Below are 16,048 nucleotides of genomic sequence, written 5' to 3' on the forward strand. Positions count from 1 at the left end.
CCATGTATGTGCGGGCCTACGTCGTGATCAAAGCCGCCGATGCGTTCCACACCAAAACCACCCGACCGAACGAGATGTGGCAAACCGACTTCACGTACTTCCAAGATCATCGGGTGGGGCTGGATGTATCTGTCGACTGTGCTCGACGACTTCTCTCGCTACATCATCGCCTGGAGGCTGTGCACCAACATGCGGGCCGAGGACGTGACCGATACATTGGACCTCGCCCTCGCTGTCTCGGGCTGCGACAGCGCCACGGTGCTGCACAAACCTCGGCTGCTCAGCGACAACGGCCCCAGCTACATTGCCGGCGAACTGGCTGAATACATCGAGGCCAGGAAGATGAGCCACGTGCGCGGCGCCCCGATGCACCCGCAAACCCAGGGCAAGATCGAACGCTGGCACCAGACTTTGAAGAACCGCATTCTGCTGGAGAACTACTTCCTGCCCGGCGACCTTGAGGCCCAGATCGAGGCGTTCGTCGAGCATTACAACCACCAGCGATACCACGAGAGCCTGAACAACGTGACGCCCGCCGATGCCTACTTCGGCAGAGTGGCAGCCATCATCAAACAGCGCGAAAGGATCAAACGCCAGACCATCGAAAATCGGCGCTTGCAACACCGCAAGCTAGCTGCCTAACATCAACCCCCAGACGAGGCCCGCACTCCGCTAGTTTACGCCGCGAGTTGTGCCGAATGTTCTGACGACGGACAGCCATGACCCTGAACCTCCTTGAGGCTGTCCGTCAGACGGTCCTCTGGCGGCCAACAGGAATATGTCCGTTAACTCTGGACCTGTAACGGCGATTCGGACAAGATCGCATAATGACGGGAAAACTGTAGATATCAGCGCTTGTCCGTCGTCAGAACATTCGGCACAACTCGCGGCGTAGATTAGCGGAGTGCGGACCTCGTCAGGGGGTTGATGTTAGGCGGCGAACTTGCGGTGCTGCAAGCGCCGATGTTCGATGGTCTGTCGCTTGATCCTTTCGCGCAGTTTGATGATTGCCGGTGCCCTGCCGAAGTAGGCATCGGCGGGCGTCACGTTGCTGAGGCTCTCGTGGTAACGCTGGTGGTTGTAGTGCTCGACGAAGGCCTCGATCCGGGCCTCGAGGTCGCCGGGCAGGAAGTAGTTTTCCAGCAGGATGCGGTTTTTCAGGGTCTGATGCCAGCGCTCGATCTTGCCCTGGGTCTGCGGGTGTAGCGGGGCACCGCGCACATGGCTCATCTTCTGGGCCTCGATGTATTCCGCCAGTTCGCCGGCGATGTAGCTGGGGCCATTGTCCGACAGCAGCCTTGGCTTGTGCAGCACCGTGGCGCTGTCGCAGCCCGATGCGGCCAGTGCCATGTCCAGCGTGTCGGTCACGTCCTCGGCGCGCATGTTGGTGCACAGCTTCCAGGCGATGATGTAGCGTGAGAAGTCGTCGAGCACGGTCGACAGGTACATCCAGCCCCACCCGATAATCTTGAAGTATGTGAAGTCGGTCTGCCACATCTCGTTCGGCCGGGTGGTCTTGGTGTGGAACTGATCGGCGGCCTTGATCACCACATAGGCCGGGCTGGTGATCAGGTCATGGGCCTTCAGAAGGCGGTAAACCGTGGCTTCCGACACGAAGTAACGCCTTTCGTCGGTAAAGCGCACCGCCAGCTCCCGTGGGCTCAGCTCGGACTGCTCCAGTGCCAGTTCGATGATCTGATCATGGATGTCAGGCGGGATCCGGTTCCACACGCGGCTCGGTGCCGATGGCCGATCTTCCAACGCCTCCGGTCCGCCTTCGAGGAACCGGTCGTACCAGCGGTAGAACGTCCGGCGTGCGATCCCCAGCTTGTCGAGGGTGAGCTTCGCCGGCAGATGCGACTGCTCGACGATCCGGATGATCTCGAGCTTCTCGGATGCGGGATATCTCATTCGTCGTCGCCCCCATCCGCGATCATGCTTTTTTTGAGCAGACGGTTTTCGAGCGTCAGGTCGGCCACGCATTCCTTCAGGGCACGGGCTTCGCGGCGCAGGTCCTGCACCTCGCCGCTGGTCGCGGCACGAGCCGTGTCACCCGCCAGGCGCCGCTTGCCCGCTTCCATGAACTCCTTCGACCAGGTGTAATACAGGCTCTGGGCAATGCCTTCCTTGCGGCATAGTTCGGCAATGCTGTCTTCGCCACGCAGCCCATCGAGCACAATGCGGATCTTGTCTTCGGCCGAAAAATGCCGCCGGGTCTGCCGCCGGATGTCCTTCACCACACGCTCAGCAGGGGCCTTGGCAGGCGATTTTTTCAAGGAGTGTTGGGGCTTCATCTTCGTTCCTTCGTCACTACGACGAAGCCCCAACACTCCTTAATTCACAACCTCAAATCTGTGCCATTGGCGCTGACGGGGAACAGATATCAGCGCTAATTGGCACGGTTCTATCAGCGCTAAGTGACACCGATCACGAGGGTGCTGCGCGCCGCTTCCACCACGTCGTCGGTGATTGCATTCAGGCCGTTGATCCGCAGGATGCGCTCGATCTGAACGAACAGCCGGTGGAGCAGACGGAAATTGCCGCTCGTGATCCGCACGATGGTGGCGACCGCCTGCGCGTCGGTGAAGTCCGCTTCGTCCATCGCAAGTCCGAGGTCGCGCCATCGCCGGGTCAGCACGAAGGTCAGTTCCTCATCCTGCAAGGGCCGGTACTGGTGGGCGAAGCCCACACGGCTGAAAAGCTGTGCGTATCGTCCCATCCGTTTTTCGATCCCCGGCATCCCGATCAGGATCAGGCCGATGCCCTTCCGGTCGAATAGGTCGCGCAGATATTCCAGCCCCGTGTTGGACAGCCGGTCGGCTTCATCGACGATCAGCAATTCGACATGATGTTTGCGAGGCGAAACAATGACCTGTCCCTTCGGCCGGACATGGTGATCGATGCAGATATCGACCCGATCTAAAAGGCGGGGCAGGTCCTGACGCAGTTCGCGTAGCGTGCTGCCGACGGTCGGCGTATAGAAGACGGCACGCGCACGGGCGAGGTCGGCATATATCTTCAGATCGGAATTCTGCCGCGCACCCCAGGTCATGAGCAAATCGACTGCGCCGTCCCAGCGGGCATAGCGGCGCGCGGACAGGGTTTTACCGACGCCGGCCGTGCCGTGACACAGGCCGATATAGCGGTGCTTGCGGACGGCATTGGCAAACTCGGTGAAGCGGCGATGCTCCTGCGTCGAGATGAAGCTGGTGGCGCGGGCGCTGCCATCTGCCATTATTCGCCCTCGTAGTAAGTGCGGAGGCGCGGCTTGCTGCGTATCGCCTCGGGAGGATTGGTAGGTCTGGGCATCGGCGTTGGTGCCTGCACTGAACTGGAACCGGGCGCGCGCAGGATTGCGGGCAGATAGTCGGCAACGCGGGCCTTCCGCTCTCCGATCTCGCTTCGCAGACGACGGCGATAGGCGAGACGCGCGGCTTGAACATCCTTGAGGGTGATGCTCAGGCCAGCATGGTCCGGACTGACGGCGCGGCACAGAAAGGCGTTGCGGTGGAATACCCGAACCTCGCCTACGTCGCGAGGATCGTAGCGGATCGTCACCGGTTCGCCGACATAGGCGGCGAGCGTGGGATTGAAGTAGCGCAGTCCCTCGAAACGGATACCGTCACGGTGAACGATGCGCGGCTTGGCGACCATGACCAGCAGCGAGTCCAGTTCCTCCAGCGTTTCTGGCATACGGGGCAGCCAGCCATCGCCGCGCCACGCATTGACGGGCGTTACGCCGATCGCGCGGTGCGGGCGGACATTATAGGTTGTGACGATGTAAGCGCCGATCGCGGCGTCCAGTTCGGGCAGCGTCAGGCGAGGCGTTGAAACCGGTTTGCCGTTGCGAAGATTGCCCGGAAGTTCTGCCAGCAGTTCGGTGTTGATGGTGCGGAACAGCCGCTCGATCTTGCCGCGTCCCTGTGGACGGGCGACGGCGGAGTAGATCAGGCGGATACGTAGATCGGCCGCAGCCTGTTCGAGATGGAGGCTGGTGAAGTCCGATCCGTGATCGACATACAGCACGTCGGGAATGCCGCACACCGGCCATGCTGGATCGGCCTTGCGCCAGATCGCCTGTCGCAGCGCGAGCGAGGTGTTGAGCGCGGAGGGCGCGCCGAGGAAAACCATGTAGCCCGCGATCACGCGCGAGTGATCGTCCAGCACCGTCGTCAGCCACGGCCGCACCGGGCGACCGCCTGCATCGAGGATCAGGATATCGAGCTGGGTATGATCGGCTTGCCAGATCGCATTGGGGCACTCGGCGCGGTGTCGATGGACCAACTCGAACTTGTCGCGGAAGGCCGCGGCACCTTCGTGCGCCAAGGTCAGCATCGCCGGATCGATCCGGCGCACGATATCGCGCACACTGCCATAGGACGGCATTCGCCATTGCCGTTCGCCGACGATGGCGGCGAGACGGCGATGGATGGTCACGATCGATGGCGGCGGTTTGAGCAGCGCCATGCCCTCGATCAGTTCGACCAGTTCTTTCGGGAAGGTGCGCTTGCCGGCTTCCGGTCGGGTCTGACGCGCCAGCCCTGCCGGACCATCGGAGCGGTAGCGGCTGAGCCAGCGGCGGGCGGTGCGGAGCGATATGCCGGCATCGGTCGCGGCCTCGCCCAGCGGCACCCCATCATGGAGGTGCCGGCGAAGCACGGCCATCCGTTTCGCGACTTCGGCACTTCCCGGTTCCGGCTTTCGATCATCGGTCATGGTGATCTGCCCCGTCCGAAAGAGGATCGTTCAGCGGACCCGCCCCGGTCAGTTGATCGACCCACGGAAAACGGCCAGAAGCCGAGTCTCACATAGATAGTACCATATGTTTTGCGGTGACGGGGCCTTATACGTTACACTCCGATCCATGACGCACACGCTGATCGGCTATGCCCGCTGCTCGACCGATAAACAGGACCTCGCCGCCCAGCATGACGCGCTGCTCAAGCTCGGGGTGGCGGCCGATCGCATCTACACTGACAAGGGGTTCACCGGCACGAACCGGGATCGGCCCGGCCTCGACCAAGCGCTAGCCGCAGTACGAAGCGGCGACACGCTGGTGGTCCCGAAGCTCGATCGACTTGCCCGTTCGGTGCCGGACGCGCGCGCGATTGGGGATGGCCTGGCCGCCCGCGGCGTGAAGCTTCAGCTCGGTGCCAGCATCCACGACCCGACGGACCCGATGGGCAAGCTGTTCTTCAACATCCTCGCCACATTCGCCGAGTTCGAGGCAGACCTTATCAAGCTCCGCACCCGCGAGGGGATGGCGGTCGCGCGCTCCAAGGGTAAGCTGCGCGGGAAGAAGCCCAAGCTATCGGATCGCCAGCAGAAGGAGCTGCGCCGAATGTACGACACCGACGATTACTCGATCAGCGATCTGGCCGAACTGTTCTCCATATCTCGCCCCACCGTGTACCGAACACTCGGCCGCAACCCCGTCACACCTGCAAAGGCAGCCTGACAATGTTGGCCATTCTGCTCATGACAGCCGTTGGCGGCTTCTCGTTCAATGTAAATGTCTTGTCTAATAGATCGAAGACCATTCATGGTGTTCCGGCCGGGGAACGGGCCGAATGGAAGGAGCACATAGAGGCCATTGTGCCGAGCGATCCTCGCGATGCCGACTTGGCGCGCCTTCTGCTGGGACAGGCACGCGCATTCGCCCGAGACTATTATGCCGGCGACACAGGCGATGCTTCCGGTTCCTTCGAGGCTACCAATACTGCGGGTTCGCTAGATGTATTTGAAACGCTAGAGGCAGCTTCAAGCGATCTAGTCAGCGTTCATATCGGCGCCAGCTACTATGAAGCGAGCATGGCTCACCCTAACAGCGATGCCTCCCTCAACATCGTGTGGTCACGTCAATTGCACCGGCCACTTACCCAAGCCGATGTGCTGTCCATAGCGCCAGACCGTGCTCTAAAGCTCAAGGCCTTGGCAGCATTCGACAATCAGGAGGGTATCGATGCGAGCCAGTTTACTGATGGCCTGCCGCTCGATTGGAAGCACGCCACGGTTGGACCAGCAGGCATATCATGGACCTTCGGCCCATACGAACTCGGCGGCTATGCATCTGGTGGCTCGGCAACCGTCAGTTGGGCCTCGCTTGCTCCCTATCTGCGTCGGCCACTGCCATTCTCGATCGCTGAGTTACGTGCGCCCGCTGACACCAAAACTTCGCATGCGCGATGATCGTGGCGCATACCGTGGGGTGTCATCTAGCACTGACAGGATCATGCCACTCGCCGCTGACATCTACAGGGATGGTGAAACGGGAAATTTGGCGTGTTCTCAAATACTCTCACGTCACTGGAAACGAGAACAAGCGCGTCCGCGATTGACAACGACTGACCGCCGTGGCTGATTGGCCGTATGGGGATGGCGATCTCCCCACGAGGCGTCAGCCAGAGAATCGCGTCCAGCATCACTACGCAAGGGACGCGTCATGCCTGCTCCAAATGCCATTGCCCCGGATAAGCTCACGCGCATCGTTGCGTTGACCGGATCACCCCGCATCGTCGATCTACGCGACGCGCCATCCGAAGTAATTCCCGGTACGACCTTTCCCGCTCATCGGGAGCCCGCAAGGTGGGACATACCTGCCGGATCATCGGTGGTGATCGTCGACGAAAAGGATGACGGATCTGCCGTCGCCACCGCGGCGATCCTGCGGAGCGATGGTGTCGCGGCGGAGGCGCTGGAAGGGGGCTTCGCCGCTTGGCTTGAGGGAGGGTGGCCCACGGTATCGCTGGCGCACCTGCCACCGCGCCACGATGACGGTCGGACCTGGTGGGTGACACGCGCGCGGCCCAAGGTTGACCGCATTGCCTGCCCGTGGCTTATCCGGCGCTTCGTCGATCCCGATGCCCGTTTCCTCTTTGTCGCACCGACAGAGGTGCTGACCGTTGCCGCGCAGCAGCAGGCCGAGCCGTTCGACATTGCCGACGAGCGCGTGTTCTGGAGCCATCGCGGCGAACGCTGCACCTTCGACGTGATGGTCGAGGCGTTCGGGCTGGAGAACCATGAGCCTCTGGTTCGTCTCGCCGCGATCGTCCGCGGTGCCGACACCGATCGGCTCGACGTTGTGCCGGAGGCGGCCGGCCTCCTCGCGATCTCGCTAGGGCTTTCGCGCATCCACAGCGACGATCACGCCCAGCTCGAAGCCGGCATGGCGATCTACGACGCCCTCTATCGCTGGTGTCGCGACGCGCAGGGCGAGAAGCATAACTGGACCTCGCATCAGCCTGCGCGCGCCAAGGTGCCGGCATGACTGCGGCCACCATTGATGCCCCGGCTCGCACCCGGCCGGAGCCGGTCACGCTCGGCCAAGCCTTCTGGGTATGGCTGCGCATCGCCATGCTGTCGTTCGGCGGGCCGGCCGGCCAGATCGCGGTGATGCACCGCATCCTTGTCGACGAGAAGCGATGGATCGGCGAGCAGCGATTCCTCCACGCGCTCAACTACTGCATGTTGCTGCCCGGCCCCGAGGCGCAGCAGCTCGCCACCTACATCGGGTGGCTGATGCACCGCACGAAGGGCGGCATCGTCGCGGGTGTGCTGTTCGTCGTGCCGGGTGCGGTCGCGATCATGGCGCTGAGCTGGATCTATGTCCTCTACGGCCGCGTCGGCATCGTATCGGCACTGTTCTTCGGTCTGAAGTGCGCGGTGTTGGCCGTTGTGCTTCAGGCGGTGGTGCGGATCGGTGGACGGGCGCTCAAATCGACCCCGGCGCGCGTGCTGGCCGGGGTCGCCTTCGTGCTGATCTTCTTTGTCGGCGCGCCCTTTCCGGTGATCGTGCTGGGCGCCGGGCTGATTGGCTGGTGGTCGGCGCGGCAGGGCAGCACCGCGTTCCGCGGTGGTGGTCACGGCGCATCAAAGGGTGCGGTCGTCGCCGATGCGGACACGCTGCTGGGCGAGGAACTGCCCGACCATGCGCGCCCGAGCTGGCGCGAGACCATGCGCACCGCGCTTGTCTGGCTTGCTCTGTGGCTGGCGCCGGTCGCCACGCTGCTGATCGCACTCGGTCCCGACGACGTGTTCAGCCGGATCGCGACCTTCTTCTCGACGATGGCGATGGTGACGTTCGGGGGTGCCTATGCCGTCCTTGCCTACGTCGCGCAGCAGGCCGTCGATACCTACGGATGGCTGGGGCCGAAGGAGATGCTTGACGGGCTCGGCATGGCGGAGACGACGCCGGGGCCGCTCATCATGGTCCTGCAATTCGTCGGCTTTCTCGGCGCGTATCGCGACCCCGGCGCGCTGTCGCCGCTGCTCGCGGGCACGCTCGGCGGGTTGCTCGCGACCTGGGTGACGTTCGTGCCGTGCTTCCTGTGGATCTTCCTCGGTGCGCCGTTCATCGAACGGCTGCGCGGCAATGCCGCGGTCGCGAGCGCGCTGTCCGCGATCACCGCCGCGGTCGTCGGGGTGGTCCTCAACCTTGCGATCTGGTTCGCGCTGCACACTCTCTTCCGCAAAACGATCGCGGTCACGGCAGGTCCGTTGCGCTTCGACGCGCCGGTGCTGACCAGCATCGATCCAGCCGCGCTCGTGCTGTCGCTGGGAGCCGCCTATGCGATCTTCATGACGCGCGCTGGGGTCATCACGACGCTGCTGGCAACCGCTGCCGCCGGCCTGGCTCTGCATTTCCTCGGTGTGATCGCCTGATGCGCGTCCCCAAGGTGTGCGTCGCCCTTGCGGCGATGGGCTGGTGTACGCCGATTGCAGCGCAGGTGACGGTGTCGGGGACGTCGCGCATCCGGGCGGAAGCGATCGACGGACAGGCGCGTGCCGGTTTCAACGAGAGCGACACGCTGTTGAACCTGCGCACGACCGTTGCGGCGCAGTACGATGACGGCCCGATCAAGATCGTGGGCGAGCTGTGGGACAGCCGTGTCTACGGCGACAACCGCGGCACACCCCTGTCGACGGGCGACGTGAACGCCCTCGAATTGGTGCAGGCCTATGTCGAGTGGCGGCCTCGCGCGCCGTTCGGCGACGGCACCAGCGCCATGATCCAGGCAGGACGCTTCCTGCTCAACATCGGTTCGCGCCGGTTGGTGGCAGCCGACGATTATCGGAATACCACCAACGGCTATACGGGCATTCGTGCCGATTTGGGGTGGCGAGGCGGTTGGAAGTCCACCCTTCTCTATGTCCTGCCGCAGCAACGCAGGCCGGACGATCTGTCGTCGCTGCGCAGGAACGCCGTCGCGCCGGATTATGAAGGCTTCGATCTCGTCCTCTGGGGAGGACTCCTTAGCCGCGCGAACACCATCAGCCGCGCGATGGTGGAAACGTCGTTCTTCCATCTCGGCGAACGCGATCGGGCCGGGCGTCCGACCCGCGATCGTTCGCTCAACACCGCGTCCGCTCGCATCATCGTCGATCCCGTCGCCGGCGGGTTCGACTATGAGGTCGAGGGCATCGTCCAACGCGGGGAGATTTCAAGCAGCCTGGCTGCAAACGCCGCGCGACAGAAGGTCGCTGCCTGGTTCCTCCACGGAGACGTCGGCTATACTTTCAGGGGAGGGTGGAAGCCGCGGATCGCGTTGGAATATGACCATGCCAGCGGCGATCGTCCGGGTGGAGACTATGGGCGCTTCGACACGCTGTTCGGAATGCGCCGCGCCGACCTAGCGCCCGCTGGCCTGTACAACGCCATCATCCGCAGCAATCTCGTCAGCCCAGGGGTCCGCATCGAAGCGACACCCGGCAAACGTACAGATCTCATGGGGTCGCTCCGCCCATTCTGGCTCGCGGCCCGACAGGACGCCTTCTCGTTTACCGGGGTGCGCGACACGACCGGGCGGGCTGGATCATACGCAGGAACGCAATTCGACGGCCGCGTCCGTCATCAAGTGTCGAAATCGCTTCGCCTCGAGGTCGATGCCGTCCTGCTCGGCAAGGGGCGCTTCCTGCGCACGGCGCCGAACGCGCCACCCGGTCGATGGACGAAATATGTCTCGCTCAACGCAACCGCGAACTTCTGAAGAGGGATACGTCCGCATGACAGTAGATCGACGCACTGCAATCGCTGGTGGCCTTGTCGCGGGATTGGCGGCGATGCCCGCCGTTGCTGGTGCACAGACATCTGCCGTCCCTGGTTTCACGCCACGCCCGTTGCCCTTCGACGCATCGACCCTGCCCGGTCTGTCAGCGAAGCTCATCACCAGTCACCATGACAACAATTACGTCGGAGCGGTGAAGCGGCTCGGGGCGATCAAGGCGGAGTTTGCGAAGGTCGATCCGCTGACCGCGCCGGGCTTCACGCTGAATGGGCTCAAGCGGGAGGAGCTGATCGCCTGGAACTCGATGATCCTGCATGAAATCTACTTCGCGGGGCTGGGCGGTAGCGCAAAGGTCGGCGGACGTCTGGCGCAGGCGATCGAGCGCGATTTCGGCAGCCATGCACGCTGGGCGGCCGAATTTACCGGGATGGGCAAGGCACTGGCCGGTGGTTCGGGCTGGGTGCTTCTGACCTGGAGCGAGCGCGACAATCGGCTGACGAACACGTGGGCCGCGGATCACACAATGACGCTCGCCGGAGGAACTCCGCTGCTGGCGCTCGATATGTACGAACACGCCTATGCGATCGACTATGGTGCCAAGGCCGGTGATTACGTCGACGCCTATATGAAGGTGCTGAGTTGGGATGCGGCCAGCCGGCGCTTCGACAGGCTGGCCGCCGATTCTAGAGCCTGATCCCGAAGCGCGGTGCCGCCCAGGTCATCACGGCATAGAGGCAGATCGTCAGCACACAGCCGGCGAGTAGAGCAGGCCAGAACCCGACGTCTCGGCGCAGCAGCGCCGGTATCAACAGGAACATCGGCAGGGAGGGCAGGACGTACCAGAAGGTGGCACCCGCATGGTCCGCCATGTTCGCGGTATCCGGCCTATCCCTCCACAGCCATATCATGCCCAGCACAGAGACGAGCGGCAGCGACGCAATCATTGCCCCGAACCCTGGATAGCGTTTGGCCGTCTCCGAAACGACGGCAATGATGACACCGGAAATGGCTGCTTTCAGGAAGAGATAGAACACTGGTGGCCCTCGGGTATCGGCTGCTCGATCACCGCCCCATGCTTCAACCTTCCGTCGATCGGTTCAACAGGGAGTTACGAGCCGGGCCTGTGCCTTCACGATTGGCAACGGCCGGCGAGACAGCCGGGGCATTCCCACGAGGATCGAATTTCGGGAAACAAAAAGGCTTCTCTAAACCCGTCCGAACTAGGTTGCCGGAAGGGCGCTACGGGCTTCCAGCCACTCAATTGCGTACGCGAGCATGGGTCGAGCATCCACCAGCAAGGAAGGGGCAAGGCCGATCGAGCCTTCGCGACCGCTCCCGCCTGCGACATAAGCAGTGACGATCTGCTCGATGTAGTTTTCAGGCAGGCCTTCCACCACAGGCTCGGTGGTGTCGAACTCCTCTATGAAACGCCAAGTAGTTTCCGCTCCGTCGGCAAAAGGCACCTCGTACCGACGCACTCGCTTGGCCGGCAGGTTCGCCAGATGATCGGCGTGGTGGATTAGCGTCATCGTGTCCCAAGGAGCGCCGATCATCAGGATGCGACCGTTCGCCTCGATCAGCTTGGCGAGCGGCGAGCCTTCGCCATAGCCGTAATCTTGAGAGTGATCGGCGGTGATCCAGCTCGCCAGCCTGCCAATCGCCGCGACCGAGGCGCCGGGATTACCGCTCCGCCTGGCACCGGGTATCGTGCGGACGAACTCGGCAATGACGCCATTCATCCGCACTGCTCTCGACGCGTGCGGATCGAACCCCGGCACATGATCCCGCCATCGAGCAAGGACGCGGCCGTCACTGTCCAGCAAGTCGTCATGCACACTGTCCCAGCTCGTATAGACCAGCAGCGTACCATCGGGACCGATCACATCCAGCAAAGCCGTGGAAAGGGCATCGGGGCCATTGAGCATTGGTCCGACCTTGCTCATCGCGGCGTGCACCATGACGGTATCGCCCACGCTCAAACCTATCCGGATTAGATCGTCGCGGAGCGAAGATCGGGTGTTGTAGCTAGGTCGATCAATCGTCATGCGACCGATTATGGGCGACGCCGGCAGCACGGCCAAGCCTCACGATCGCTTCGCCGCAAGGTAGGTTTTGAGAATGCTCCCGTGCCCTCGATCATCATTGATAGTCGAGGATGGCTTTGCAACTGTGAACGTCCGCCAGCGGAGGGAGCAGTGATGCGAAAGATGGTTGCGATCGGGGTTGCTAGCGCGATTATCGTGGCTCACCCCACAACAGCTATAGCGCAGAATGCTGACAGCTTTGATTTTGCCGTCTCGCATACGGCAGCATGGTCATTAAAAGCCACGACAAACGTAAACTGGAACACGGATCGACCCGACCTCCCCCCAACCATCTCTAGCGTCTCGTGCCAAGGCGAAAGCCCGCAGCTAAGTTTTGAGGTTAATGATACCGCGGGTGTGGCATCACTTAGAATACGGTTTCTTGGTCAGGTTAAACCAGACGGAGATCAAGACGAGATAACATCTATCGGCGACCACTTATGGTTGTACATTGATGGCACGCGATGGGAGTACGCTAACATATCCGCACGCCCTTCAGAATTCAGCAACGTAAACTATCCGAAGTCGGACGATGAAATCATCATGACGATATGGAGGGGCTATCATGCGATTAGGCTCAGGACTCATTGGTCATAGCCAGAAGATGACGGTGGCCGCGAGCGCGACGGCGGCCAGGAAGACGGTTGGGCATCTGTCATAGCGGGTAGCGACACGGCGCCAGTCCTTCAGGCGTCCGAACATGATCTCGATCCGACTGCGACCTCGGTAGCGGCGCTTGTCGTATTTGACGGGTTTGCTGCGCGATTTCCGCCCCGGGATGCACGCTTTGATGCCCTTCTCCTGAAGCGCATCCCTGAACCAGTCGGCGTCGTAGCCGCGGTCGCCGAGCAGCCACTGCGCCTTGGGCAGGTCGTCCAGCAGGGCCGCGGCGCCGGTGTAGTCGCTGACCTGGCCGGCGGTCATGAAGAAGCTCAAGGGGCGGCCGGTGGCATCACTGACGGCGTGCAGCTTCGTGTTCATGCCGCCTTTGGTACGGCCTATGAGGCGGCCAAGATCCCCTTTTTAACCCGCAGGCTCGATGCGGTGCGGTGCGCCTTGAGGTAGGTAGCGTCGATCATGACGGTCTTGGGCTCGGCGCTCGCGGCAGCCAGCCCCTCCATCATCTGGAGGAAGATGCCTTTCTCACCCCAGCGCTTCCATCGGTTGTAGAGCGTCTTGTGCGGGCCGTAGTCCTTCGGCGCATCGCACCAGCGCAACCCGTTGCGGTTGACGAAGACGATGCCGCTGAGCACCCGCCGGTCATCCACCCGCGGCTTGCCGTGGCTCTTGGGGAAGTACGGTCGCAGACGCGCCATTTGCTCCTCGGACAGCCAGTACAGGTTGCTCATTTCCGGTCTCCTCGCGGAGCCTGAATCAGATCGCGACGCCCACATCAATGGGTCCTGAGCCTAGAGTGGCAGATAGCGATCCTTGGATGAATATAAATATATTGTACGATCATATTATTAACGCAAAGAAGTTGGAATGGGGATATAAGTCGAGGGATTGGTCAATTGTAAATAAGGGCATCTTAGAAAACCGATTGCCCGCCGGCTGGAAAAACCGGAGATACAATATTGATAACACCGGCCTAAAGCAGGCTGTCAAATGGTGCGCAGGGCAGATTACCTCGAAGGCGGCATACTCGCTGCCAAGCAACGTAAAACCGCCGACTCGTTGATGTGGGCGGCAAACGTTAGGCTCCTTACGCAGTACCCGCGCGGCTGGCGCGGCGTTCCCGAGTGCGAAGGCCGATCGAGAACGATGGTGCCCCGTGATGATGGATCACGTCTGTGTATAACTTCGAGCACACTGCTTAGTCTACACAGATGGCTCTTCCGAGACGGCCGTTGTCCACTGTCGTCCAACAACCCGATATTCGATTATCTGGTTTACAGACACCAACGACTGCGGAACCTTTCTTAATTAGCTCGCGCTTATCCTGGGGATAAATGCAGCCTCCTTGACACTGCTTGTTGCTAGTACAGGTTTTTCCGCCATCCTTAAACCTTACGACACAAATTTCGTGCCATATCATTCCCGTTTCCTCGACCTTGCCCCCGCTTGCTAAGCAGGCGTCACGATCTTTGAGTGTGAGCCGTATCGGTCCACCTTGGCCTGCTGCGACACTCCCGCCAGTGTTTAGAACCGCGATCGTTAAAACGAGGCTCAGGAGCGCGTTTCTACTTATCATAACCGTATGCTGCCATTGGTAATCTCCAGCTTCAAGCGAGTGATTCGCTTTGACGCCAGCCGTAGTTGGCGTCGAACCGGCGTTTGGGGTATCGGTCAAACCTCTCGGGAGGCTGCCTCATGTTCGCTATGCTGTTGCTGGCCGCGACCAGCCGTTGCGCCTCACTCCTGCTATGCCCTACCGATACAGAACTGATAGACGCACTTCTGGCCCACGATACTGCCGTTAAGAAGGCAGTTGCAGATGAGGCTCTCCGGCAGGGTGAGGTTGTCCTGTTTCATCTCCCCCAAGGGGTTTGGCGGATTCAGAACGTGAGTTGCGGCGAACGCGAGCCTAGCGACCTCCCGACTACAACTTGCGCATTTATAGCTCGTTACGCCACGCGTGACTCCCCACTAATCGCCCAATTGAGAAAGCAGAACGGCAACTGGCGCATTGTCGAGGTGCATCCCCTAGCCCCCAGTCACAGCTAAACTCGTAATTTCCTTCCTAACGCTAGTCGCCGCTCGGTGTTTACCCATCAAGACCAAACTTTGGGAATGTCCGGGTTCCGTGAGGTTGGCTAATCCAACTTCCGCTATGGCTTTTTTAATATGGAAGAGCAATGATATATTGGACAGCGACAATATTAATCGCCCTTTCAGCAACTGCCGCCGCCTCTGCGGAACGGGTACAGACATCGGATAAGGTATGCCGTACTGCAATTAAACAGTTTGCTATTAGTCACGGCATTAATGTCAATGCTCTAACACCTCCCTGCTATATGGCGCCCTGTTCATACGAAGGAATCTCTTTAGACGTAAATCGTAGGAACTTTAAGAAACTCAACAGGTATCTGGCCGCGTCACCCAATACGCGAACGTGCTCACGCACCTTCGACGTTATTAAGGCTGGCCCGCGCAGCGATCGTCGCATTCCCTAAGTGGCGCTATCAAACGAGCTGGCTTTCTCTCAAACGAAGGTTCGTCGGAATGGCTGACGGTCGCAAGGCGCGCTGGACGGCAAGGAGGTAGCCGTCTTCCCGAAATATGTTCCCGATTGCTCTTTCCCAAAATGGCTGATTGGAGACGGAGAATTGGGACGGTCCCGCCCGTGAGAGAATCCCGCCTCTGGCATCCACCCGGAGCGGATAATGTGAGCAGGCATCTCCGATTGCGAGCAGCGCCGGATGATGGCGAGCACATTGGCAGTTAGTTCGAGCAGGGTGCCACCCGCCAGTGGCAGATAACGTGAGCAGGAAATCCGGCTGTTTGCGAGCAGACGCCGATACGATCGCAAGCGCCTACAGATAGGGAGGCGTGTCCCCGCCGCCCGCAGCTGCGGCAGCGTAGTCGGATCATTTTGTTGGCGACCTCACCGTCACCTTTGAAGCGCTCGAGGATCCGCTCGGCCGGAAAGTTGATGGTGCGGCCGCACGAGCAAACGATCCGCATGTCAGCGCGGTCGGCGACCCATTCGCCTAGCGTTCGGTAGGAGGTGTCGTTCGTCCGCCGGTTGCTCACAGCGGCGAAACGTCCTCGTACCGGCCTGCTTTCCGCAGCTGCCGCACGATCCCGTTGAACGCCGCGGTGACGCCTTGGGCGCGGCCTATCTCGTTCGTCTGCGAGGCGGCGTCCCAGTAGAGCTCCAGTGGCCAGCGCTCAGGGCAGTGCGGCAGGAGACAGCGCAGCGCGAGCCGAACCTCCATCCCGTCGACGGTGGTCTCGGAGCATTTAGCGACGCCAGCACGCAGGATGTGCACCGACAGCGCGATCACCACGCGCTGG

General features: G+C 61.4%; 13 protein-coding genes and 1 pseudogene. 7 read left to right on the forward strand and 7 right to left on the reverse strand.

All coding sequences use genetic code 11. The annotated features are described in order from the left end of the window. Positions 1 to 14: 14 nt before the first annotated feature. Positions 15 to 642 (forward strand): annotated as a pseudogene (locus ACM61V_RS20130) (transposase); the annotation flags it as partial. A 288-nt stretch (positions 643 to 930) separates the two neighbouring features. Here ACM61V_RS20130 and ACM61V_RS20135 read toward each other — a convergent pair. The 3 genes from ACM61V_RS20135 to ACM61V_RS20145 form a co-directional block, all read right to left on the reverse strand. Further along, a protein-coding gene (locus ACM61V_RS20135) for an IS3 family transposase (protein ID WP_119592876.1) occupies positions 931 to 2,294 on the reverse strand; the annotation gives its coding sequence in 2 pieces (ribosomal slippage) (positions 931 to 1,946 and positions 1,946 to 2,294; 1,365 coding nt in all). Positions 2,295 to 2,413: 119 nt separating this feature from the next. Then, a complete protein-coding gene (locus ACM61V_RS20140) occupies positions 2,414 to 3,235 on the reverse strand; it encodes an AAA family ATPase (RefSeq protein ID WP_419714607.1) in 822 nt (273 codons plus the stop codon). Continuing rightward, complete coding sequence (locus ACM61V_RS20145; protein ID WP_419714608.1) at positions 3,235 to 4,716, reverse strand: Mu transposase C-terminal domain-containing protein; 1,482 nt, start codon at positions 4,714 to 4,716, stop codon at positions 3,235 to 3,237. The genes ACM61V_RS20140 and ACM61V_RS20145 overlap by 1 nt, the downstream gene beginning before the upstream one ends. A 148-nt stretch (positions 4,717 to 4,864) precedes the next feature. Between ACM61V_RS20145 and ACM61V_RS20150 the strand changes: the two genes are divergently transcribed. The 6 genes from ACM61V_RS20150 (at position 4,865) to ACM61V_RS20175 (ending at position 10,698) form a co-directional block, all read left to right on the forward strand. Beyond that, a complete protein-coding gene (locus ACM61V_RS20150) occupies positions 4,865 to 5,458 on the forward strand; it encodes a recombinase family protein (RefSeq protein ID WP_419714609.1) in 594 nt (197 codons plus the stop codon). 2 nt (positions 5,459 to 5,460) lie between these two features. Beyond that, on the forward strand, positions 5,461 to 6,189 hold the full coding sequence (locus ACM61V_RS20155) for a hypothetical protein (protein WP_419714610.1): 729 nt from the start codon (positions 5,461 to 5,463) through the stop codon (positions 6,187 to 6,189). Between the two features lie 253 nt (positions 6,190 to 6,442). Further along, entirely contained in the window at positions 6,443 to 7,267 is an 825-nt protein-coding gene (locus ACM61V_RS20160; protein ID WP_419714611.1) for a chromate resistance protein ChrB domain-containing protein, read from the forward strand. Beyond that, entirely contained in the window at positions 7,264 to 8,661 is a 1,398-nt protein-coding gene (chrA, locus tag ACM61V_RS20165) for a chromate efflux transporter (RefSeq protein ID WP_419714612.1), read from the forward strand. Before ACM61V_RS20160 ends, chrA begins: the two co-directional genes overlap by 4 nt. Then, a complete protein-coding gene (locus tag ACM61V_RS20170) occupies positions 8,661 to 9,986 on the forward strand; it encodes an alginate export family protein (RefSeq protein ID WP_419714613.1) in 1,326 nt (441 codons plus the stop codon). The genes chrA and ACM61V_RS20170 overlap by 1 nt, the downstream gene beginning before the upstream one ends. 16 nt (positions 9,987 to 10,002) lie before the next feature. Beyond that, positions 10,003 to 10,698, forward strand: a complete 696-nt coding sequence (locus ACM61V_RS20175) for a superoxide dismutase (RefSeq protein ID WP_419714614.1) — start codon at positions 10,003 to 10,005, stop codon at positions 10,696 to 10,698. Here ACM61V_RS20175 and ACM61V_RS20180 read toward each other — a convergent pair. The 4 genes from ACM61V_RS20180 to ACM61V_RS20195 all read right to left on the reverse strand — a co-directional run bounded on the left by ACM61V_RS20180 (position 10,688) and on the right by ACM61V_RS20195 (position 16,041). Next, positions 10,688 to 11,038, reverse strand: coding sequence for a DUF3147 family protein (locus ACM61V_RS20180; RefSeq protein ID WP_419714615.1), 351 nt, complete (start codon positions 11,036 to 11,038; stop codon positions 10,688 to 10,690). The two genes, ACM61V_RS20175 and ACM61V_RS20180, sit on opposite strands and share 11 nt — an antisense overlap. A gap of 186 nt (positions 11,039 to 11,224) precedes the next feature. Next, positions 11,225 to 12,049 (reverse strand): aminoglycoside 3-N-acetyltransferase, encoded by an 825-nt coding sequence (gene aac(3), locus ACM61V_RS20185; protein ID WP_419714616.1) that lies wholly within the window; start codon positions 12,047 to 12,049, stop codon positions 11,225 to 11,227. Between the two features lie 630 nt (positions 12,050 to 12,679). Beyond that, positions 12,680 to 13,437, reverse strand: a protein-coding gene (locus ACM61V_RS20190) for an IS5 family transposase (protein WP_419714617.1) whose coding sequence is annotated in 2 segments (ribosomal slippage) — positions 12,680 to 13,104 and positions 13,104 to 13,437 — 759 coding nt in all. Because the reading frame shifts where the segments join, the coding sequence is not laid out codon by codon here. A 2,343-nt stretch (positions 13,438 to 15,780) separates the two neighbouring features. Further along, positions 15,781 to 16,041: a hypothetical protein gene (locus ACM61V_RS20195; RefSeq protein WP_419714618.1), complete on the reverse strand. Its 261-nt coding sequence runs from the start codon at positions 16,039 to 16,041 to the stop codon at positions 15,781 to 15,783. Positions 16,042 to 16,048: the final 7 nt, after the last annotated feature.

The organism is Sphingomonas sp. TX0543 (genome assembly GCF_048565505.1).
Taxonomy (GTDB): Bacteria; Pseudomonadota; Alphaproteobacteria; order Sphingomonadales; family Sphingomonadaceae; genus Sphingomonas.